The organism is Streptomyces gossypii (genome assembly GCF_025165795.1).
Classification (GTDB): domain Bacteria; phylum Actinomycetota; class Actinomycetes; order Streptomycetales; family Streptomycetaceae; genus Streptomyces; species Streptomyces gossypii.
Genome location: NZ_JAJAGO010000008.1, coordinates 132,895 through 151,349, shown reverse-complemented (window position 1 = coordinate 151,349; position 18,455 = coordinate 132,895). Strand labels below are relative to the sequence as shown.

At 71.2% G+C, this 18,455-nt stretch carries 20 protein-coding genes; 8 read left to right on the top strand and 12 right to left on the bottom strand.

Features of this window, described 5'->3' with window-relative positions:
• The first annotated feature begins 58 nt into the window (after nt 1–58).
• The gene (locus LHJ74_RS18415; RefSeq protein ID WP_260219369.1) at nt 59–1,540 is read left to right on the top strand and encodes a sensor histidine kinase; all 1,482 of its coding nucleotides are present in this window, start codon (nt 59–61) and stop codon (nt 1,538–1,540) included.
• A gap of 123 nt (nt 1,541–1,663) precedes the next feature.
• Here the strand turns inward: LHJ74_RS18415 and LHJ74_RS18410 are convergent, their stop codons facing one another.
• Together LHJ74_RS18410 and LHJ74_RS18405 are read right to left on the bottom strand one after the other, a co-directional pair.
• Nucleotides 1,664–1,927, bottom strand: coding sequence for a WhiB family transcriptional regulator (locus tag LHJ74_RS18410; protein WP_027747983.1), 264 nt, complete (start codon nt 1,925–1,927; stop codon nt 1,664–1,666).
• Nucleotides 1,928–2,244: 317 nt separating this feature from the next.
• Entirely contained in the window at nt 2,245–3,213 is a 969-nt protein-coding gene (locus tag LHJ74_RS18405; RefSeq protein ID WP_260219168.1) for a diacylglycerol/lipid kinase family protein, read from the bottom strand.
• Nucleotides 3,214–3,275: 62 nt separating this feature from the next.
• Between LHJ74_RS18405 and LHJ74_RS18400 the strand changes: the two genes are divergently transcribed.
• Complete coding sequence (locus LHJ74_RS18400) at nt 3,276–3,689, top strand: hypothetical protein (protein WP_260219167.1); 414 nt, start codon at nt 3,276–3,278, stop codon at nt 3,687–3,689.
• A 136-nt stretch (nt 3,690–3,825) separates the two neighbouring features.
• On the opposite strand, the gene LHJ74_RS18395 is transcribed toward LHJ74_RS18400, so the two are convergent.
• The 5 genes from LHJ74_RS18395 to LHJ74_RS18375 all read right to left on the bottom strand — a co-directional run bounded on the left by LHJ74_RS18395 (nt 3,826) and on the right by LHJ74_RS18375 (nt 7,453).
• The gene (locus LHJ74_RS18395) at nt 3,826–4,800 is read right to left on the bottom strand and encodes an RNA polymerase sigma factor SigF (protein ID WP_260219166.1); all 975 of its coding nucleotides are present in this window, start codon (nt 4,798–4,800) and stop codon (nt 3,826–3,828) included.
• Entirely contained in the window at nt 4,797–5,210 is a 414-nt protein-coding gene (locus tag LHJ74_RS18390; RefSeq protein WP_260219165.1) for an ATP-binding protein, read from the bottom strand. The genes LHJ74_RS18395 and LHJ74_RS18390 overlap by 4 nt, the downstream gene beginning before the upstream one ends.
• 260 nt (nt 5,211–5,470) lie before the next feature.
• On the bottom strand, nt 5,471–5,953 hold the full coding sequence (locus LHJ74_RS18385; RefSeq protein ID WP_260219164.1) for a GNAT family N-acetyltransferase: 483 nt from the start codon (nt 5,951–5,953) through the stop codon (nt 5,471–5,473).
• Complete coding sequence (locus tag LHJ74_RS18380; RefSeq protein ID WP_260219163.1) at nt 5,950–6,969, bottom strand: 1-aminocyclopropane-1-carboxylate deaminase/D-cysteine desulfhydrase; 1,020 nt, start codon at nt 6,967–6,969, stop codon at nt 5,950–5,952. Before LHJ74_RS18380 ends, LHJ74_RS18385 begins: the two co-directional genes overlap by 4 nt.
• A 253-nt stretch (nt 6,970–7,222) precedes the next feature.
• Nucleotides 7,223–7,453 carry a hypothetical protein gene (locus LHJ74_RS18375; protein ID WP_260219162.1) on the bottom strand — a complete coding sequence of 77 codons (231 nt, stop codon included), beginning with the start codon at nt 7,451–7,453 and terminating at the stop codon, nt 7,223–7,225.
• A gap of 241 nt (nt 7,454–7,694) precedes the next feature.
• Here LHJ74_RS18375 and LHJ74_RS18370 point away from each other — a divergent pair, with 241 nt between their 5' ends.
• Both LHJ74_RS18370 and LHJ74_RS18365 read left to right on the top strand, forming a co-directional pair.
• Nucleotides 7,695–8,687 (top strand): EamA family transporter, encoded by a 993-nt coding sequence (locus LHJ74_RS18370; RefSeq protein WP_260219161.1) that lies wholly within the window; start codon nt 7,695–7,697, stop codon nt 8,685–8,687.
• Nucleotides 8,688–8,760: 73 nt separating this feature from the next.
• Nucleotides 8,761–9,978: a methyltransferase gene (locus tag LHJ74_RS18365; RefSeq protein WP_260219160.1), complete on the top strand. Its 1,218-nt coding sequence runs from the start codon at nt 8,761–8,763 to the stop codon at nt 9,976–9,978.
• Nucleotides 9,979–10,295: 317 nt separating this feature from the next.
• On the opposite strand, the gene snpA is transcribed toward LHJ74_RS18365, so the two are convergent.
• The gene (snpA, locus tag LHJ74_RS18360; protein ID WP_260219159.1) at nt 10,296–10,967 is read right to left on the bottom strand and encodes a snapalysin; all 672 of its coding nucleotides are present in this window, start codon (nt 10,965–10,967) and stop codon (nt 10,296–10,298) included.
• Between the two features lie 288 nt (nt 10,968–11,255).
• On the opposite strand from snpA, the gene LHJ74_RS18355 reads away from it, so the two are divergent.
• Nucleotides 11,256–12,218 (top strand): LysR family transcriptional regulator, encoded by a 963-nt coding sequence (locus tag LHJ74_RS18355; RefSeq protein ID WP_260219368.1) that lies wholly within the window; start codon nt 11,256–11,258, stop codon nt 12,216–12,218.
• A gap of 189 nt (nt 12,219–12,407) precedes the next feature.
• Here LHJ74_RS18355 and LHJ74_RS18350 read toward each other — a convergent pair whose 3' ends face one another.
• Together LHJ74_RS18350 and sodN are read right to left on the bottom strand one after the other, a co-directional pair.
• On the bottom strand, nt 12,408–13,121 hold the full coding sequence (locus tag LHJ74_RS18350) for a maltokinase N-terminal cap-like domain-containing protein (RefSeq protein ID WP_260219158.1): 714 nt from the start codon (nt 13,119–13,121) through the stop codon (nt 12,408–12,410).
• A 221-nt stretch (nt 13,122–13,342) separates the two neighbouring features.
• On the bottom strand, nt 13,343–13,738 hold the full coding sequence (sodN, locus tag LHJ74_RS18345) for a superoxide dismutase, Ni (RefSeq protein ID WP_260219157.1): 396 nt from the start codon (nt 13,736–13,738) through the stop codon (nt 13,343–13,345).
• A gap of 144 nt (nt 13,739–13,882) precedes the next feature.
• Between sodN and sodX the strand changes: the two genes are divergently transcribed.
• Nucleotides 13,883–14,326, top strand: a complete 444-nt coding sequence (sodX, locus tag LHJ74_RS18340) for a nickel-type superoxide dismutase maturation protease (RefSeq protein WP_260219156.1) — start codon at nt 13,883–13,885, stop codon at nt 14,324–14,326.
• Here the strand turns inward: sodX and LHJ74_RS18335 are convergent.
• A complete protein-coding gene (locus LHJ74_RS18335; protein ID WP_260219155.1) occupies nt 14,239–14,880 on the bottom strand; it encodes a CGNR zinc finger domain-containing protein in 642 nt (213 codons plus the stop codon). The two genes, sodX and LHJ74_RS18335, sit on opposite strands and share 88 nt — an antisense overlap.
• Before the next feature lie 143 nt (nt 14,881–15,023).
• On the opposite strand from LHJ74_RS18335, the gene LHJ74_RS18330 reads away from it, so the two are divergent.
• Complete coding sequence (locus LHJ74_RS18330; protein WP_260219154.1) at nt 15,024–15,821, top strand: class I SAM-dependent methyltransferase; 798 nt, start codon at nt 15,024–15,026, stop codon at nt 15,819–15,821.
• A 110-nt stretch (nt 15,822–15,931) separates the two neighbouring features.
• Here the strand turns inward: LHJ74_RS18330 and LHJ74_RS18325 are convergent, their stop codons facing one another.
• On the bottom strand, nt 15,932–17,128 hold the full coding sequence (locus LHJ74_RS18325; protein WP_311203322.1) for an NAD(P)-dependent malic enzyme: 1,197 nt from the start codon (nt 17,126–17,128) through the stop codon (nt 15,932–15,934).
• 362 nt (nt 17,129–17,490) lie between these two features.
• Here LHJ74_RS18325 and LHJ74_RS18320 point away from each other — a divergent pair, with 362 nt between their 5' ends.
• Entirely contained in the window at nt 17,491–18,444 is a 954-nt protein-coding gene (locus LHJ74_RS18320) for an ABC transporter substrate-binding protein (protein ID WP_260219153.1), read from the top strand.
• Nucleotides 18,445–18,455 lie beyond the last annotated feature (11 nt).

Sequence of the window (18,455 nt, the reverse complement as noted above, 5' to 3'; positions counted from 1 at the left end):
CCATGGCCGCGCTGCGGCAGTGCCGCCCGCCGCCGGTAGGCTCGGCGGCGTGCCCTCCATGAACGACCTCGTACGCCAGCACACGGCCCTCGGCGATCCCGATCTCAAGTGGCTGCACCTGCTGGTCTCCGAATGGCAGCTGCTGTCCGACCTGTCCTTCGCCGACCTCGTCCTCTGGGTCCCGACCCGCGACGGCACCCGCTATGTCTCCGTGGCCCAGATGCGCCCCAACACCGGCCCGACGTCCTACCAGGACGACATGGTCGGCCACCTCGTCCCGCGCGGCCGCAGGCCCCTGCTGGATGCCGCGCTGGACGAGGGCCGGATCGTGCGCGAGGGGGACCCGGAGTGGCGCGAGGAGGTCCCCGTACGGGTCGAGTCGATCCCGGTGCGCCGGGAGGGCCGGATTCTCGGCGTCATCGCGCGCAACACCAACCTGCTCACCGTGCGGACACCGAGCCGCCTGGAGCTGACCTACCTCCAGAGCGCCTCCGACCTGGCACAGATGATCGCCGCCGGATCGTTTCCCTTCCCCGGGCAGCCGGGCGACACGGATGTCTCACCCCGAGTGGGGGACGGCCTGATCCGGCTCGACGCCGAGGGTGTCGTGCAGTACGCGAGCCCCAACGCGCTCTCCGCCTACCACCGTCTCGGCCTCAACGCCGACCTGGTCGGGCTCCATCTCGGCGAGGCCACCACCGAACTCGCCCCGTCCCGTGGCCCGGTGGACGAGGCGATGGTCAAGCTCGCCAGCGGCTGGGCACCGCGCGCGGCCGAGGTCGAGGGCAACGACTGCGTCGTCCAGCTGCGCGCCATCCCGCTCCAGCCCAAGGGCAACCGGATCGGCTCGCTCGTACTGCTGCGCGACATCACGGAGGTACGGCACCGCGAGCGGGAGCTGCTCACCAAGGACGCCACCATCCGGGAGATCCACCACCGGGTGAAGAACAACCTGCAGACGGTCGCCGCGCTGCTGCGTCTCCAGGCCCGCCGGATGGACTCCGACCGTGGCCGTGAAGCACTCAACGAGGCGGTGCGCCGGGTGGGTTCGATCGCGATCGTCCACGAGACGCTCTCCCAGAACCTGGATGAGCGCGTCCAGTTCGACGAGATCGCCGACCGGGTGCTCGCCATGGTCACGGACATGTCTCCGGACTTGGTGACCGGCCGCCGCACCGGACGCTTCGGCATTCTCGACGCCGAGGTCGCCACCCCGCTGGCCATGGTGCTGACCGAGGTGCTGCAGAACGCGCTGGAACACGCCTTCCTGCCAGGGACGCACGGCAGAGTCGAGGTGGGGGCGGTGCGCGGCGGTGGTACGGGCAGGGAGGCGAGCGGCAGCCGGTTGCTGGTGACTGTCCAGGACGACGGGCGGGGGCTGCCGGAGGGCTTCGACCCGAGGCGTGGCGGCAACCTGGGGCTGCAGATCGTACGGACGCTGGTGGAGGGGGAGTTGGGAGGCACGTTCGACATGGTGCTCGCTGCCGGGGGCGGCACCCGGGTGATCTTCGATCTGCCGCTCGCGGCGGAAAAGCCCTGAGCCCCGGACGGTGACGATGGAAGTCACGGTCCGGGGCTCAGGATGATGCGTGTGCGGTGCGTATCAGTGCACTGCGCGCTGCGGCTCGGGATAACAGCTGCCGGGTGGCCGGGTGGCCGCCGTTCAGGCGGTCGCGGCGTTGTTCCGTGCTCGGTTGCGGGCGGCGCGGCGCTTCATCGCGCGGCGCTCGTCCTCGCTGAGGCCACCCCAGACACCGGAGTCCTGACCGGACTCCAGGGCCCACTGCAGGCACTGCTCCATGACGGGGCAGCGGCGGCAGACGGCCTTGGCTTCCTCGATCTGCAGCAGCGCGGGACCTGTGTTGCCGATGGGGAAGAAGAGCTCGGGGTCTTCCTCGCGGCAAACGGCGTTGTGACGCCAGTCCATGGCTGCTACCTCTCCTCGTGTGGCGATTCGTTGCTTGTGAATGTGAACGCTTTCACGAATCCCCCCACAGGGGAAGAGCTCCGCGCCAATGTGTGATGCGGGTCCCACAGGAATGAGGAGGAGGATTCGGGCTCTCAAGGGGGCCGCTTGTGGGGCCGTCCCGATCGCCATGAAGAGAGTCGCAAACCTCGGCGACGGATACAACCCCTTCCGGCAACTTTTTTTTGATTCCTTGGCGTCGCATCACTCACAGCCGTACTTCCAGGGGGTGGAAGCCAGCCTAAACGTTCGAGTAAAAGGACTTTAGGCCCTTCGGCTTACACAATCACACGCAGTGCACGCCGTACGCCTGTGAACTGAACGCTGGTACGCAACCCCAAGTGGTCGCCGTCCATCTGAAGGGGTAGGGGAACCTGCGAATGCAAGGTGAAGTCCGTCAGATCGTGCAGGGAGACCGCGTGCTTGCCGTGCGGCCCGCGATCCGGCGTGGAGGTGAGCAGCTGGGTGCCGTAGCGGGTGGCGGACGTCAGGGTCAGGCGGGCGAGTCCCAGCAGGTCGAGGCCGGTGTCGAAGGAGGTGCCGGGCACCGCGTAGAGCGGGCGGTTGCCGAGATACGTCCACGGGGCGGTGTTGCAGACCGTGGCGAGCACCAGGTCTTCCACCGTTTCCTCACCCGGACGTTCGAGCGCGATCGTGCCGCGCCTGCGGTGCGGTTCGTTCAGAAACTGACGCAGCACCTGTCGAACGTACAGCGGGTGCGTCGAACGCTTGCCCTGTTCGCGGTGCTGCTCGACACGGCCGATCACTCCCGCGTCGAAGCCGTAGCCCGCGCAGAAGGTGAACCAGCGGGCGGGCACCTCGGAGTCCTCCGTGCCCGGCACGCCGGCGGCCAGGCCCAGCCCGACCGTGCGTTCGCTGCGCTCGCGCAGCGCGTGCAGCAGGGCACCGGTGGCCTCCACCACGTCATTGGGCAGGCCGAGCGCGCGGGCGAAGACATTGGTGGAGCCCCCGGGGACCACCGCGAGTCGGGGCAGCGCGGTGGGATCGGGCCCGTGGTGCAGCAGTCCGTTGACGATCTCGTTGACGGTGCCGTCGCCGCCGAGCGCGATCACCAGCTCGGTCTGGCCGTCCTCCGCCGCCTTCCGTGCCAGGTCACGGGCGTGTCCGCGGTACTCCGTCGTCGCGACCTCCAGCTTCAGATCGCTGGCAAGGGCGTGCGAGAGCACATCACGGGTCCGCGCGCTGGTGGTGGTGGCTGCCGGGTTGACCACGAGAAGTGCGCGCATGGAGTGCAGCGTACCCACGCGGGGGTACCCGGCCCAGTCGGGTGCCGGGCTACCCTGCTGGGGTGAGTGACACCGATTCGTCCCCAGCCCGCCCGGCCCGCCTCACCGCGGCGGCCGTGCTGACCGCGCTCGAGGGGGCGGTGATCGCCGGGCTCGGGCTGGTCTCGCTGGTCCTGCTCTTCACCGGGGACCCGGACGGCATGACCCAGGCCCTCACACTGGCCCTGACGGTGCTCGCGCTGTCCGTGCTGCCGCTGGTCGCCGCGCGGGGGCTGTGGGGGCAGCGCCGCTGGAGCCGCGGGCCCTCGATGATCATCCAGCTGCTGGGGCTGCCGGTCGGCTGGCAGATGGCGCAGAACGGCGGCTTCTGGATCCTGGGTGGAGTGGCCATCGCCCTCACGGCGATCGTGGTGCTCGCCTGTGTGGTCAACCCCACCGCGACCGAGGCGCTCGGCATCGGGCCGCAGGACGCCTAGGACGGCCTGCCGATGGGCTGGCGCGGGCTGGACGCGCTGACGTAAGGCTTGCCGGGCTGCCGGAGGCCGTGGGGCACGGCCTCCCGGTCAACTTCCCCCGGTGCTCCTCCCCGCGCGGATCATTCCTCCGCGAGGCTCATTCCTCCACGAGCAACCGGTCGCGCAGCTGGGCGAGGGTGCGGGCCAGCAGGCGGGAGACGTGCATCTGGGAGATGCCGACCTCCTGGGCGATCTGCGACTGCGTCATGTTTCCGAAGAACCGCAGCAGCAGGATCTTCTTCTCGCGGGGCGGCAGCTCCTCGAGCAGCGGCTTGAGCGACTCGCGGTACTCCACCCCCTCCAGTGCGTCATCCTCCTCGCCGAGGGTGTCGGCGACGGCCGGGGACTCGTCGTCGGTGTCCGGGACGTCCAGCGAGAGGGTGCTGTAGGCGTTCGCCGACTCCAGCCCCTCCAGGACCTCCTCCTCCGAGATCGCGAGCCGCTCGGCCAGTTCATGCACCGTCGGCGCACGGCCGTGCTGCTGGGACAGCTCCGCCGTGGCCGAGGTGAGCGAGAGCCGCAGCTCCTGCAGACGGCGCGGCACCCGCACCGCCCACCCCTTGTCACGGAAGTGCCGCTTGATCTCTCCGACGACGGTGGGGGTGGCGTAGGTCGAGAACTCCACCCCGCGCTCCGGATCGAACCTGTCCACGGACTTGATCAGCCCGATCGTGGCGACCTGGGTGAGGTCGTCCAGCGGCTCGCCGCGGTTGCGGAACCGCCTGGCCAGATGCTCCACCAGCGGCAGATGCATCCGCACCAGGTGATTGCGCAGCTCCGCACGGGCCGGCGAGTCGTCCGGCAGCTTGCGCAGCTCGATGAACAGGGCACGCGCACCGCTGCGGTCCTGCGGATCGTGCTGCCGGTACTGGCTGTGCCGGTGCTTCTCGTGCCGGTGCTGGTCCATCGAGTCCGCCCGCTCCGCCGTCCCTGCCCGCTGCCCCCTCGCAGCCTGCCCGGACCGCGGACCGCTGGTGTCGGCGGGATGCGGCCGGGCCTGCTGCTCGGGAATGCCGGGGCCGGCCGCCTCGGGGCGGCCCGCCCACACTTCTCGTGCCTCGTGCTCGGTCACGATGGTTCCGGACTCGCGCCGCGCTGCTTCCGCAGGCTGATCGTGACCGTGCGGTCCTCCGACACCATGGAATCCACCTCGCCCGCGAGAGCGGACAGCACCGTCCAGGCGAAGGTGTCGCGCTCCGGGGCCCGGCCGTCCGTGGTGGGTGCTGAGACGGTGACCCGGAGCGAGTCACCGATGAGTTCGAACACACAGTTCAGCACGGAACCGGGCACTGCCTGCTGGAGCAGGATCGCGCACGCCTCGTCGACCGCGATCCGAAGATCCTCGATTTCGTCGAGAGTGAAGTCCAGGCGGGCAGCGAGCCCGGCCGTGGCGGTACGCAACACGGACAGGTAAGCGCCCGCAGCGGGCAGCCGGACCTCGACGAAGTCCTTGTCCCCGGGCTCGCCTGCGATCTGAGACACCCTCACCTCCAAGGTGGCGCAAGCTGGTTAGGCTCGTCGGCTGTTACCAACGCGCCGGTCCGTGACCCCGCGTGGAGCAGGTGCGGAGCCCGCGGCCGACGCGGCGGATGGTACGACTGCGACGCTATCGCGATCCGCGTCGGGATGTCGCCCGCGCGAATCTTGAACGGCCGGGGCCGACCCATCCAGGGAGCGTAACCCATAGTAAACACACGGGTACTGTCCGTGGCTAGGGGGTGGAGCTGCCAAATCCAAGACGATTACGCTGCGTTGACTCCGGCGAGCGCACGCAGCGGCTCTCCGGACATCCGGAAGACCGTCCACTCGTCCATCGGCTCGGCGCCAAGCGACTGGTAGAAGCCGATAGACGGGGTGTTCCAGTCCAATACCCACCATTCGAAGCGTTCATAGCCGTGTTCGACGCAGATCTCGGCGAGTGCGGAGAGCAACGCCTTTCCGTGACCCGCGCCGCGTGCCTCCGGACGGACAAAGAGGTCCTCCAGATACACACCGTGAGTGCCCGTCCAGGTGGAGAAGTTGCGAAACCACAGGGCGAAGCCGACCGGCGCCCCGCCGTCGTCCTCCGCGATCAGCGCGAAAACGGCCGGATGCGGGCCGAAGAGAGCGGAGTGCAGCTGCTCGTCGGTGGCCCGGGCGTGCTCCGGCGCACGCTCGTACTCCGCGAGTTCACGGACCATGGCCCGGATGACCGGGACGTCGGCGGGCGCGGCGGTTCTGATCACGGATACCTCGGGGGGTCGGCGGCGGGGGAGTCCCGGCCGGCGGTGTGCGGCCCGGTGCCTGGAAGCGAGGATACGGCGGCTGCGGACACGGGTGCCGGGGGAGCGGGCGGGAAGACCGGCCCGGTGATGACCGCCGTGACCGTGCTGCCCCTGGCGAAGGCACCCTCGGCCACCAGCGCGCACAGGCCGTACAGCAGCTTGGCGACGTAGACGTGATCGAGCGGCGGCAGCCCGTGCCGGGCCGCGAACTCCGCGGCGAAGGCGCTGAGCTCCTCGCTCGTACGGGCGAAGCCGCCGCCGTGGAACCGCTCGTCCAGCGACCAGTCGCCCCGGCGGCCACCGAACGCCGCCTGCTGCAGCCGGGCCACCTCGGCGCCGAGAAAGCCGCCCCTGAGCACCGGTATGCCGAGCGCGCGCCCGCCGGTGAGGCCGCCCGCCAGCCCGGCCAGCGTGCCGCCCGTACCGCAGGGGACGGCGGCGACGTCCGTGCGCCCGGACAGCTCCCGGCCCAGCCCCGCGCAGCCGTGCACGGCCGCCGCGTTGCTGCCGCCCTCCGGGAGGGGCAGGAAGTCGCCGAAGAGGCCGTGCAGCTCCGCGAGCCACTCCGGGTCCGCCCTGCGGCGGTAGTCGGAGCGAGAGACGAAGTGCAGCCGCATCCCGTCGGCCGCGCACCGCTCCAGCGAGGGGTTGAGCGGCCGGTGCGCGAGTTCCTCGCCGCGCACGACACCGAGGGTGGCGAGACCCAGCAGCCGCCCCGCCGCGGCCACGGCGCGCAGATGATTGGAGTAGGCGCCGCCGAAGGTCAGCAGCGTGTGGTGGCCGCCCTCGGCCGCGGCCCGGAGGTTGGGCGCGAGTTTCCGCCACTTGTTGCCGGGCAGCTCCGGATGGATCAGATCATCGCGCTTCAGCAGCAGCCGTACGCCCTGCCGCGCGAATCGCTCGTCCGCCACCTCCTGGAGCGGGGAGGGCAGTCGCGGGGCCGGCAGTCGCGGGGTCGCGGCGGTCTGTGCGGTCACGCACCGATTCTGACGCGGGAGCGGCCGGGCCGTGCAACCGCCCGCCCCGGCGCGCACCCCACACGCGCCGGTGGCCAGTGCCGCGTAGGGCAGGGTTTGCCCGGTAGCGAGGCGTCCTGGTGCGGTCAGCGGCAAGGCGCCGGATCGGTCTCGTAGTGGGTCTACTCGGCCGGTCGGGCAACGCGGCCGATGGCCGCACCAGGGCGGCGAGCGGGGTGGACCCTGCCCGACGCGGCACTGGCGGCGCGGAGACTCAGCGCAGCGCGCTGTCCCCGTGCTGAGCGATGTGCTGCTCTACGGCGGCCAGCGCCTGCTGGACCTGCGCCGCCGAGCCGTTCCCCCGCTGCTCCGCGTAGTAGGCGGCGCCCAGCTTGCGCACCAGGTCGTGCCCTGCCCGCTGTGCCTGGACCTCGCCGACCTTCTCCTTGCCCTGCGCGAGACCGCGCTGTGCTTGCTCCTTGGCCTTGTCCAGGAACCCTGCCATCGTCTGCCTCCTGTGCTGTGGGGAGATGCGAGAGGTTGGTGCCCTCGGTGGCGCGACCTATGCCTCTCCACGTGTACCTGTCGAGCCAACGTATGCCGTGATCACTGCGTTCCCCACAGGCGGACGCACGGCGTGTTCCCGTCGTCCCTGCGAGGCGAGAGTGCGGGACCGTGGGCCGGCGTTGCCCGTGGCGGCCGGCTGTCCGGTAGCGGGCGGGCACCAGGTCGTTAGCGTGGGCCGCATGGAAACACCCGCAGAGAGCGTCGCACCGGCCCGGTCCCGGGGCCGTCGTACCGCGAGCGCCGCCGGGCCTGGTGGTGCATCCGGTGCCGGGCTCGGTGGCGGACGCCGTACCGGGAGTGGTGCCGGGCGGGCCGGGGCTGTCGGGCTGGTGTGCGCGGGCGCGTTCTCGCTGCAGTTCGGTTCGGCTGTGGCTGCCCTGCTCTTCCCCCGTGCGGGCGCGCTCGGAGTGGTGGGGCTGCGGCTCGTCTTCTCCGCGCTGATCATGCTGGTGCTGTGCAGGCCGCGGCTGCGCGGCCACTCGCGCGGCGACTGGGCCGCCGCCGTCGGTCTGGGCATCGCCCTGGGCACCATGAACACCCTCTTCTACCAGGCCATCGACCGGATCCCGCTCGGCCCCGCGGTCACCCTGGAGCTGCTGGGGCCGCTCGCACTCTCCGTCGTCGCCGCGCGCCGCGCGCTGAGCCTGCTGTGGGCCGCGCTGGCGCTGGGCGGCGTGTATCTGCTCGGCAGCAGCGGCTTCGACAAGCTCAACGCGGCCGGAGTGGCCTTCGCCCTGGCGGCGGGCGGTATGTGGGTGCTCTACATCCTCTTCAACGCCCGCGCGGGCGCCCGCTTCCCGAAGATGGACGGGCTGGCCCTCGCCATGGGAGTGGCCGCGGTGATCAGCGCACCGCTGGCGGTGACGAGCGCGGGCACCGCCCTGCTGGATCCGGTCACGCTGGGCCTCGGGGCGGCGGTGGCCGTGCTCTCCTCCGGGCTGCCCTATGCGATGGACCTGCTGGCCCTGCGCAGGCTGCCGCAGGCCACCTTCGCGGTGCTGATGAGCCTGATGCCCGCCGCGGCGGCGACGGCCGGTTTCCTGGTGCTGGGCCAGAGCCTGGGGCCCCTGGAGGTGCTGGCGCTGGTGATGGTCATCGCGGCCGCCGTCGGGGCCGTGCGTACGGGAGCACGGCGACCGTCGGCTGCGCCGGAGCGCCGGCCCGGGTCGTGACGGCCCGGCGCGCGGTGGCGGAGTCGCAGAGCGCCGGGGACCCGGGCGTGCACCAGGCCGTAGGGTGGATCTGGTGAGCGAAAGCCAGATCATCCGTTGGACCGAGGGCGATGAGCAGCGCTCCGCCCGCTGGCGTTCCGAGAGCGGGGCCCGTCCACCGGCCCGGGTGGCGCTCGCGGACGACCGTACGAAAGCGGCCGACGCGTACAAGCTGGCCTGCGAGGGCACGGCGCTGCTGTGGCGCGGCGACTTCCAGAACGCGCGGCAGCTGCTGACCGCGATGGCCCGCCGGGTGGACGCCAAGCCGCGCACGCCCGCGCGCACGCCGGCAGGGCCGCCGGCTGAGGCGCTCACCGAGGCGCTCACCGACGCGTCGGCGGAGCCGCCGCCCGCCGGGCCACCCGGCGGAGCCTTTCACCGGCAGCGGGCCCGCCAGGCCCAGCGCGCCCGCATCCTCGGCATGCTGCTCGTCCCCCTGGACGCTGATCACACCGTTCCGCTGCGCCGTGCGCCCGGCGTGCAGGCGGCGTGCGCCGCCGCGTACGGGCCGCCCGAGCCGGACGGTGAGCCTTCCGTGCTGGCGCTGCGCGAGCTGCTGGGGCTGATCGGCGCCTACGAGTGGCAGCGCAACGGCGTGCCCGTCCCGGCACTCGGAGGCGACCGGGTGCACCCCGTCTACGGCGTCTTCGCGCCCGTGCGCGGCGAGTACGTGGAGCTGGTGGCCGGTACGCCGCTGCCCGGTCGGGGCGAGGGCCCGGCGTTCGACGTCGGTACCGGGACGGGGGTGCTCAGCGCGGTGCTGGCCCGGCGCGGTGTCCGGCACGTCGTCGCCACCGACACCGATCCCCGGGCCCTGGACTGCGCCCGCGAGAACATGGCCCGGCTGGGCGTCTCCACCGAGGTGGAGGTGGTGCACGCGGACCTCTTCCCGCCCGGGCGCGCGCCGCTCGTCGTGTGCAATCCGCCCTGGATCCCGGCCCGGCCCACCTCGCCGCTGGAGCATGCGGTCTACGACCCGGGCAGCCGGATGCTGCGCGGCTTCCTCGCCGGGCTCGCGGGGCATCTGGAGCCGGGCGGTGAGGGGTGGCTGGTCCTCTCCGATCTCGCGGAGCGGCTCGGGCTGCGCACCCGCGAGGAACTGACCGGCTGGATCGAGGCGGCCGGGCTGCGGGTCGCGGGCCGGAGTGACACGGCGCCGCGCCACCCGCGTGCCGCCGATGCCGACGACCCGCTGCACGCTGCCCGCTCGGCCGAAGTCACCTCGCTGTGGCGGCTCGTGGCCCCGGTCTGACAGGCCGCCCGGGCAGGCCGCCCCGGACGGGCCCACCCGACAGGCCCCAGGTGCGCGCATCGGCGCCCGGTCCGCCGCACGAAGCGGCGGACCGGGCGCCGGGCACCACGCGCCGGGGAGGCTGGGGGCCTGCCGGGTTGCTCCTGGACCGGACGGCCACGCCCTGGCACGCACGAGCCGTCAGCCGTCAGCCGTCAGCCGTCAGCCGTCAGCCGTCAGCCGCCAGCCGCTGTCGTCAGTGCCGACTCCGCGTCCGCCAGGGCCCTGTCCGGTCCGAGGCCACCCGAGAGGCTCTTGGGCGTTGCCGCCCGCGAGGATCAGTCGGCCTTGACGAAGGGTGTCTTCAGGTCCAGCTGGCTCACGCCGTTCGCCCACAGCTGGTCCACCCGGTTGCGTTCGGCCTGGTTGGGGATGGCGTTCGTGCAGGAGGGGCCGGGGCCGCCGCCGGACATCAGTTCGCTGCACGGGCCCGAGTAGTGGTCGGGCAGGCCCAGCACATGGCCGGTCTCGTGCGCGGTGACCCGGGTCGAGTCGTACTGCTGGTTCTGCCGGTAGTCCAGGAAGATGTAGCCGTGCCCGTGGCCGTCCGTGTAGGCGTACGAGCCGCGGGAGTCGTTGCCCTCGCGGTAGGTGAAGTCGGCGCCGCTTCCCTGCCGCAGGGTGACGTTGTTGACCGCGCTGTTCCATATCTGGGTGCTGCGCGCTATCTGGGTGGCGAAGGTGGGGGCCGCGCTCGCGTTGTAGGTGACGGTGACTTCCTGGGTGCCCGGTTCGGCGGCCTGCTTCTTCAGCGCCGACTTCATCACGGCCTCGAAGAACGCCTTGTTGTTCGCCGCCTCGGCCTCGCTCCCGGCGTACGCCGAGATCGAGCGCTCGGCCGCCTTGTCCGGAGCGGGTGCGGCGACCGCGGTGCCGGTCGGGACCGCGGCCAGGCTCGCGGCGAGTCCGAAGCCGAGCGCGCCCGCGAATGCCGCCTTGGTGTGTCTCATGGGGGGTTTCCTCCTCGTCGCCCGTGGCACCGCGACCGCTGACAGACACGCGTGGGGTGACGGTCGGGACCACCGGATGAACGTTCGGTCCCGCAGAGTGTCGAGGAGGTCACCGGGCGGCGGGATGATGTCAGCACGCGATAGCCAAGACCTATAACCCCTGCCGTGCGCCCGGCAGCCGGGGAGCCCCGGACGCCCCTGGTCCGCGCCAGGCCGGGCGCACAGGTCCCATCCGCCGTCTGGTGCGGCGAACAGACGCGCCGTTATGCTCCGGCCGTGGAGCTCGAGGTGAGGCATCTGCGCGCACTGTGCGCGATCTCCGAGACGGGCAGTGTGCGAAAAGCCGCCCGTCAGCTGGGTGTTACCCAGCCCTCGCTGACGACCCAGCTCAGCCGGATAGAACGCGCCATCGGCGGACAGCTGTTCACCCGGGAGCGCACGGGCAGCCGTCCGACGGCCCTCGGCCTCACGGTGCTCTGCCGGGCGCGTCCCATAGTCGCCGAGATGGCGTCCCTGGTCAGCGAGATGCGCGACGCCGTGGCGTTCTCCGGCGGTGCCGGCTTCCGGATCGGCAGCACGGGAAACCGGGCCGTGGCAGGGTGGCTGCGCAGGCTTCATGCCCGGCTGCCGGACACGGACATCACCATCCGTATCGATGTCTCGCCGAACACCCTGCTCCAGATGGTCGCCGCCAATCAGCTCGATGTCGCCTTCGTGCACGAGGTGGCCGGATGTCCGCTGCAGATGCCCAGCGGTGTACGCCAGCGGGTGCTCGTGGCGCGTGAGCCGCAGTTCGTCGCGCTGCCCGCGACCCATCCGGCCGCCTCACGCGCCGAGGTGCCCCTCGCCGAGCTCGCGGCCGAGCGCTGGATGGTCGATCCGAGTGTGGACGGCGAGTGGGCCGGTCTGCGCCGGGTCTTCGCCGCTGCCGGGCTGGAGCCCCGGGTGGTGCACGGCGACTATCTCACCGGTGCGGATCTGGTGGCGGCCGGTGAGGTGGTGAGCCCCTGTCAGCCGACCTCCCGGCCTCGGCCCGGGATGGCCATCCGGCCCCTGTGCGGAGACCCGCTGACGGTGCGGCTGCTGCTCGTCAGACCGGAGACCGCCTCATCGGGGGAGGCGGACGAGCGCTTCGACGCCGCGTACGCCGACCTCGAGGCGTCCTACCGGGAGGTGGCCTGGATGAGCGCGGCGTACCGCCAGTGGCTCCAGCGCCACGACAGCCCGCTGCTGCGCTCCCATGCGGCCTAGGGCCCGTCTGGCAAATGGCGCCGTCCGCCCGGAGGGCGGTGCTGGCGGCGGCTGGTGCGTGCGGCTGCAAGACGGAGGAGCGTCCTCGTAGTGGGCTACCCGGACGCTGCGACAACGCAGCAGATGCGCGTGCCAGCCGCCGCCAGCAAGGCGGGATGTGTCAGACGGGCCCCAGGGTCTGCCCGGTGGCTACTCCGGCGGGGCGTTGTGGACGACGGCGAACCGGCCGCGCGCGTGGCTGCCGTCCGGCAGCAGCCAGTTGGCGGTGACGTGGCCGACGGCCGGGTCGGACGGACCAGCCGGGTCGGACGCGTCGCCCTGGGTGTCCTGGAGGACACGGTGCACCCGGATCGTCAGCTGTCCGTTCGGTGGAGTGCCCGGCGTGGCGGCGCCGCTGGTGGTCCGTACGAGGAGGTCGGTGCCGTCCGGTCCGTTGGTCACGGTGGCGGGCGTGATCACCACCGGACGGCCGGTGCCCGCGAAGTAGCCGGTTACCGTGAAGTCGGGGGTGTCGCTCAAGCCCTGGGACTGCGGTTCGGCCTCGCCTGTGAGGAGGGCGAACAGCTGGGCGATGAGGACGGGGTCATGAATCCCGTCGTAGACCCACCGGGTGCCCAGCACCCCGTGCTCGGTGGTGCCGATGAGTGCGTGGCCCGCTTCGTCCAGCGGTGCGCCGCGGTAGCTGAACGGCACCTGGTAGGTGTGCCGCTGGCCCCCGGAGTCGTCGGTGACCACCATGAACTCCAGCCCGACCTCACCCTGCGGGTCGTCGAGCCGGAAGCCGCCGACCTTCGTCAGCGAGGGCTCGCCCCCCTTGCCGAGGTACCAGGACTGGCCCGGCAGCCACGAGGTGAGCAGCTCCAGTTTGCTGGGCGTCACGGTGGTGTTGTAGACGAAAGCCATGGGGGAAAACCTTCCGGTTGCTCTGCAGCCGGCGGGCAGCCCCGCCTGAGCCGCCTGCCACCTGCCGCCAGCTGTAGCTGCCATTCTGAAGCGCTCGCGGGGCTTCCACAAACGCGAACGCACCCGGACCGTCAGGAACGCCGTGCTCAGCGGCCTGCGGACCGGGTGCGGACACAAAGACCAGACGAAACGGAATCGCAGGTCAAGGGCCTGATGCGAGATCAGCCCCTCTTGGTCTCCCAGAAGATCTTGTCGATCTGGGCGATGTAGTCCAGGGCCTTCTGGCCCGTTGCCGGGTCGGTCGAACCCTTGGCGGCGCTGATGGCCTTGAGAGTGTCGTTCACCAGCTGGTGCAGCTCCGGGTACTTCTCGAAGTGCGGCGGCTTGAAGTAATCGCTCCACAGCACCGACACGTGGTGCTTGGCCAGCTCCGCGCGCTCTTCCTTGATGACGGTTGAGCGGGTGCGGAAGTGCGGGTCCTCGTTGGCCTGGTACTTCTCCTGGATGGCCTTGACGGACTCGGCCTCGATGCGGGCCTGGGCGGGGTCGTACACGCCGCAGGGGAGGTCGCAATGGGCACTGACCTGCACCTTCGGGGCGAACAGGCGGGAAAGCATAAAGCGTCCTTCCTCGTGATCGTCTTCTCACGTGCGAGATTACTCCGTGGGGGAAGTGTTTTCGCGTGTGCCCCGTGGTGCTTAGGACAAAAGTCCAGTGGGAGCGTGGGGCTGGTGGCGGATCGGACCGACCGGAGGCGACGGATGCCTGAACGGGTGCAGGAGCGGCCGGACGAGCCCGAGCGGTATGGGCGCGGCCTGTTGGGGCGGATCGGGCTCGCGGAGGTGTACAACCCGTCGATGCTGCCGACTCTGCGCCCCGGGGACCATCTGGTGGTGCACTACGGCGGGGTGGTGCGTCCCGGTGACATCGTGGTGCTGCGCCACCCCTTCCAGCACGACCTGCTCATCGTGAAGCGCGCCGTCGCGCGGCGCACGGGCGGCTGGTGGGTGCGTGGCGACAACCCCGAGGTCCGCAACGACAGTCGGGAGTTCGGTGCGGTGCCGGACGAACTCGTGGTGGCGCGGGCCTGGTTGCGGCTGCGTTCGCCGCGTGGGGTTCAGCCGTCCGTGCGCTCCGCGCTGGGCTGGACGGTGTCGGCGGTACGGCCACTGGCGCCGCTCTCCAGACGTTTGCGGGCCCGGTAGGCGGCGACGTTCGCCCGAGTGGCGCAACGGTCCGAGCAGTAGCGGCGGGACCGGTTGGTCGAGGTGTCCAGATAGGCGTTGCGGCAGGGCGGCGCCTGGCAGATGCCCAGCCGGTCGACGCCGAGGTCGGTGAGGTGGAAGGCAAGGCCCATGCAGGCGGTGGCCGCGTAACCCGCGGTGGCGTTGGCCGGGTAGTCGGCGAGATGCATGTGCCAGTGCGGCTCCTCGGCCTTGTCCTCGTCGTGCCTGGCGGTGTGCCGCTCGTTGTGCCGGGCGATCTGCGGGCTTGTCGGAAACTCCATCAGCAGTGAGTTGAGCAGGTCCACCGCGCGGACCTCGTCCCCCTCGGAGGCGGCGCCGAAGACGGCGCGCAGCCGTGTCCGTACGCCGCGCAGCCGGGTCACATCGGCCTCAGTGGCGCGGCGGGCCGCGTGCTGACTCGGGCCGAACAGCTCCCGGACGGCCTCGACGGAGGTGAGCGTGTCCTCCCCCCGCTCCGGCTCCTCGGTGTTGACCAGCCGAACTGCGTAATCCGAGTAATAGGTCAGTTCCACTTGTGATCCTTACGGCTGACGGTCTATTGTCCCTACTGGATTTCGTAATAGATGAACTGGTCCCCAGGGTATTACAAGCGATAGGTGCCCCGGGGGTTCCCCTGCGCGCTGTGCAGGCGGTGAACGAACGGAGAGGAGACTCGATGCCGACCAAGACGGCAGGGCGGTCCGGACCGGCGGACGCGCGGAGCTGGCAGGAATGGCAGGACAGCTGGGACCGCCAGCAGGAGTGGTACCTGCCCGACCGCGAAGAGCGCTTCCGGGTCATGCTCGACATGGTCGAGGCGCTGGTCGGCCCCGCACCCAGGGTGCTCGATCTGGCGTGCGGCACGGGGAGCATCTCGGACCGGGTGCTGAAGCGCTTCCCCGAGGCGCGGACCACCGGCGTCGACCTCGACCCCGCGCTGCTCACCATCGCGCGGGGCCATTTCGCGGAGGAGCCGCGCGCCGGTTTCGTGACCGTGGATCTGACCGACCCGCGCTGGCCGGAGAGCCTGCCGCACCCGTCGTACGACGCGGTGCTCACGGCAACCGCGCTGCACTGGCTGCGCACCGACGCGCTGCACACGCTCTACGGGCAGCTCGCCGGGGTGGTGCGGGAAGGCGGTGTCTTCATGAACGCCGACCACATGCCGGATGAGAGCACGCCCCGAGTCAACGGAGCCGTGCACCTGTTCGAACGTGCGCGGCGTGAGGAGGCGAAGGCGGCGGGTGCACACGACTGGGCGGGCTGGTGGCAGCTGGTGGCCGACGACGAGCAGCTGGGCGGCCCGGCGGCCGAGCGGTTCCGCCTGCTGGGCGATCCGGTCACCGGGGACCACTCGGACGGCGAGGTCCAGTCCACCGACTGGCATGTACGTACCCTGCGGGAACACGGCTTCGCCGAGGCGCGGCCGGTCTGGTGCTCCCCGTCGGACTCCCTGGTGCTGGGGCTGCGCTAGGGCTCCCGCAAGGGCGCCGGGAGCCGTTCCGGGGCGCCTGGTGGCACGCCACGGCGGGCGGTACGGAGCACGCGCCGCTCCGGACCGCCCGCCGTCTGACGCGCCTGCGGTTACCGCCGGGCCACGCCCTCCGCGCGGGCCGCCGCGGCGACCGCCGCCGTCACGGCCGGGGCGACCCGCTCGTCGAAGGGTGAGGGGATCACCCGGTCGGCGCTCAGCTCGTCGGCGACCACCGCGGCCAGGGCCTCGGCCGCCGCGATCTTCATGCCCTCGGTGATCTCGGACGCCCGCACCTGGAGCGCGCCCGCGAAGACGCCGGGGAAGGCGAGCACGTTGTTGATCTGGTTCGGGTAGTCGCTGCGCCCGGTGGCCACGACCGAGGCGTACTTTCGGGCGACCTCCGGATGGATCTCCGGGTTCGGATTCGCCATGGCGAAGATGAAGGAGTCGGGGCCCATGGAGGCCACCGCCGACTCCGGGACCGTACCGCCGCTGACTCCGATGAAGACGTCCGCGCCGTCCAGCGCGCTCTCCAGCGAGCCGCTGAGCCCCGCCTTGTTGGTGAAGCCGGCCAGATCGCGCTTGACGTCGGTGAGGTCTCCCCGGTCGGCCGAGACGATGCCCTTGCGGTCGCAGACCGCGACATCGCCGATGCCCGCCTCCACCAGGATCTTGGCGATGGCCACCCCGGCGGCGCCCGCGCCCGAGATGACCGCGCGCAGCGTGCCGATCTGCCGCCCGCGCAGCTGCGCGGCGTTGCGCAGCGCGGCGAGCGTGACGATGGCGGTGCCGTGCTGGTCGTCGTGGAAGACCGGGATGTCCAGCCGCTCCTTGAGCTTCCGCTCGACCTCGAAGCAGCGGGGGGCGGAGATGTCCTCCAGGTTGATGCCGCCGAAGGACGGTGCGAGCCGGACGACGGTCTCGACCAGGTCGTCCACCTCGCGGCAGTCGAGCGCGATCGGCACCGCGTCCACGCCGCCGAACTGCTTGAAGAGGATTGCCTTGCCCTCCATCACCGGAAGGGACGCCTCCGGACCGATGTCACCGAGCCCCAGCACCGCGCTGCCGTCCGTGACCACGGCCACCACCTGCGACTTCCAGGTGTAGTCGTGCACCAGTTCGGGCTGCTCGGCGATGGCGCTGCACACCTTGGCGACACCCGGCGTGTACGCGAGGGACAGGTCGTCCGCGTCCCTTACGGGCACGGTGGAGGTCACCGCCATCTTGCCGCCTCGATGGAGCGCGAAGGCCGGGTCGATCACGTCCTCGCCCAGCCCTTCCTTCGGATTGACGATCTCCGCTGCCACTTTGTTGGACCCCTTATTCGTCTTCGTGAGGGTGGCCGCTCCCGGTGGTGAGGAGCGGGCGGGCACCACGTCCGCTGCCGGAGCAGCGGATGGGCCGCTGCCCCGGGGGAGTGACGGACGCCGGGCGCGCCGCACACGCGCCCTGGGTCCCCGGGTGAGGGGTGTAACTGTCTTTTCTACCGGATCAGCACCGCGCGGGACGAACGTCTTCCCGGATCGCGTGCGGATGCGGTCCGCGCCGGAGGGCCGCCGAAGCCGCCCGAAGCCGCCCGGAGGCGTGCCGGCGGAACGCCCGCGACGGGCCGGATGTGCCCAGACGTGCCCGACGTGTGGCCCCACACGCACAGCAGGAGGACCTGGCAATGACCGCACGCACCACCCGCCGCCCGGCCGCCGTCCGATCCCGGATCGCGGCGGTCGCGGCAGCGGCGGTCGCCGGAGTGCTGCTGCTGAGCGGCTGCGGTGACCAGACCGACGACGCGAACGGCGGCGGAGATACGCGGACCGAGGGCGACGCGGCCCCGCTCTTCGACCGGCTCCCGAAGGACGTCCAGCGGGCGGGTGAGATCAAGGTCGGTTCGGACATCGCCTACGCGCCGGTCGAGTTCATGAACGAGGACAACGACGTCGCGGGCATCGACCCGGACCTCGGCAAGGCCCTCGGCGAGCAGCTCGGCGTCCCCTTCAGATTTGCGAACGGGACGTTCGACGGGCTGGTGACCGGGCTGAACACCGGACGGCACGACATCATCATGTCCTCGATGACCGACACCCGGCAGCGCCAGCAGGGGCGGGACGAGCAGGGCCGGAAGGTCGGCGCGGGCGCGGACTTCGTCGACTACTTCAAGGCCGGTTCCTCGATCCTCGTCAAGAAGGGCAACCCGGAGGGCATCACCTCCCTGGACGACTTGTGCGGGGAGACCGTCGCTCTGCAGCGCGGCACGGCCAACGAGGACGTGGTCCGGCAGCAGAACAAGAAGTGCCAGAAGCCGATCGAGGTCCTCGCCTTCGAGAAGGACACCGAGGCCCTGCTCCAGCTGAAGCAGGGCCGGGCGGTGGCCGACATCAACGACTTCCCGGTGGCCGCCTACAACGCGAAGACCTCCGGTGGCGGCAAGGACTTCGAGGTCGTCGGCGACCAGATCAACGCCGCTCCGTACGGCATCGCCGTCAGCAAGCAGGACACCAGACTGCGCGGCGCGATCCGCCAGGCGCTCGCCGCGATCATGAAGAACGGTGAGTACCAGAAGGTCCTGGAGAAGTGGAACGTCACCAACGGGGCGCTTTCCGAGGCCACCGTCAACGCCGGCAAGTGAGCCGAGGTAAC

Excerpts from the sequence above, each read along its gene's own strand:
- LHJ74_RS18415 (WP_260219369.1), top strand. The coding sequence starts at position 59 with ATGAACGACCTCGTACGCCAGCACACGGCCCTCGGCGATCCCGATCTC.
- LHJ74_RS18410 (WP_027747983.1), bottom strand. The coding sequence starts at position 1,927 with ATGGACTGGCGTCACAACGCCGTTTGCCGCGAGGAAGACCCCGAGCTC.
- LHJ74_RS18405 (WP_260219168.1), bottom strand. The coding sequence starts at position 3,213 with ATGCGCGCACTTCTCGTGGTCAACCCGGCAGCCACCACCACCAGCGCG.
- LHJ74_RS18375 (WP_260219162.1), bottom strand. The coding sequence starts at position 7,453 with ATGGCAGGGTTCCTGGACAAGGCCAAGGAGCAAGCACAGCGCGGTCTC.
- LHJ74_RS18370 (WP_260219161.1), top strand. The coding sequence starts at position 7,695 with ATGGAAACACCCGCAGAGAGCGTCGCACCGGCCCGGTCCCGGGGCCGT.
- snpA (WP_260219159.1), bottom strand. The coding sequence starts at position 10,967 with ATGAGACACACCAAGGCGGCATTCGCGGGCGCGCTCGGCTTCGGACTC.
- LHJ74_RS18350 (WP_260219158.1), bottom strand. The coding sequence starts at position 13,121 with ATGGCTTTCGTCTACAACACCACCGTGACGCCCAGCAAACTGGAGCTG.
- sodN (WP_260219157.1), bottom strand. The coding sequence starts at position 13,738 with ATGCTTTCCCGCCTGTTCGCCCCGAAGGTGCAGGTCAGTGCCCATTGC.
- sodX (WP_260219156.1), top strand. The coding sequence starts at position 13,883 with ATGCCTGAACGGGTGCAGGAGCGGCCGGACGAGCCCGAGCGGTATGGG.
- LHJ74_RS18330 (WP_260219154.1), top strand. The coding sequence starts at position 15,024 with ATGCCGACCAAGACGGCAGGGCGGTCCGGACCGGCGGACGCGCGGAGC.
- LHJ74_RS18320 (WP_260219153.1), top strand. The coding sequence starts at position 17,491 with ATGACCGCACGCACCACCCGCCGCCCGGCCGCCGTCCGATCCCGGATC.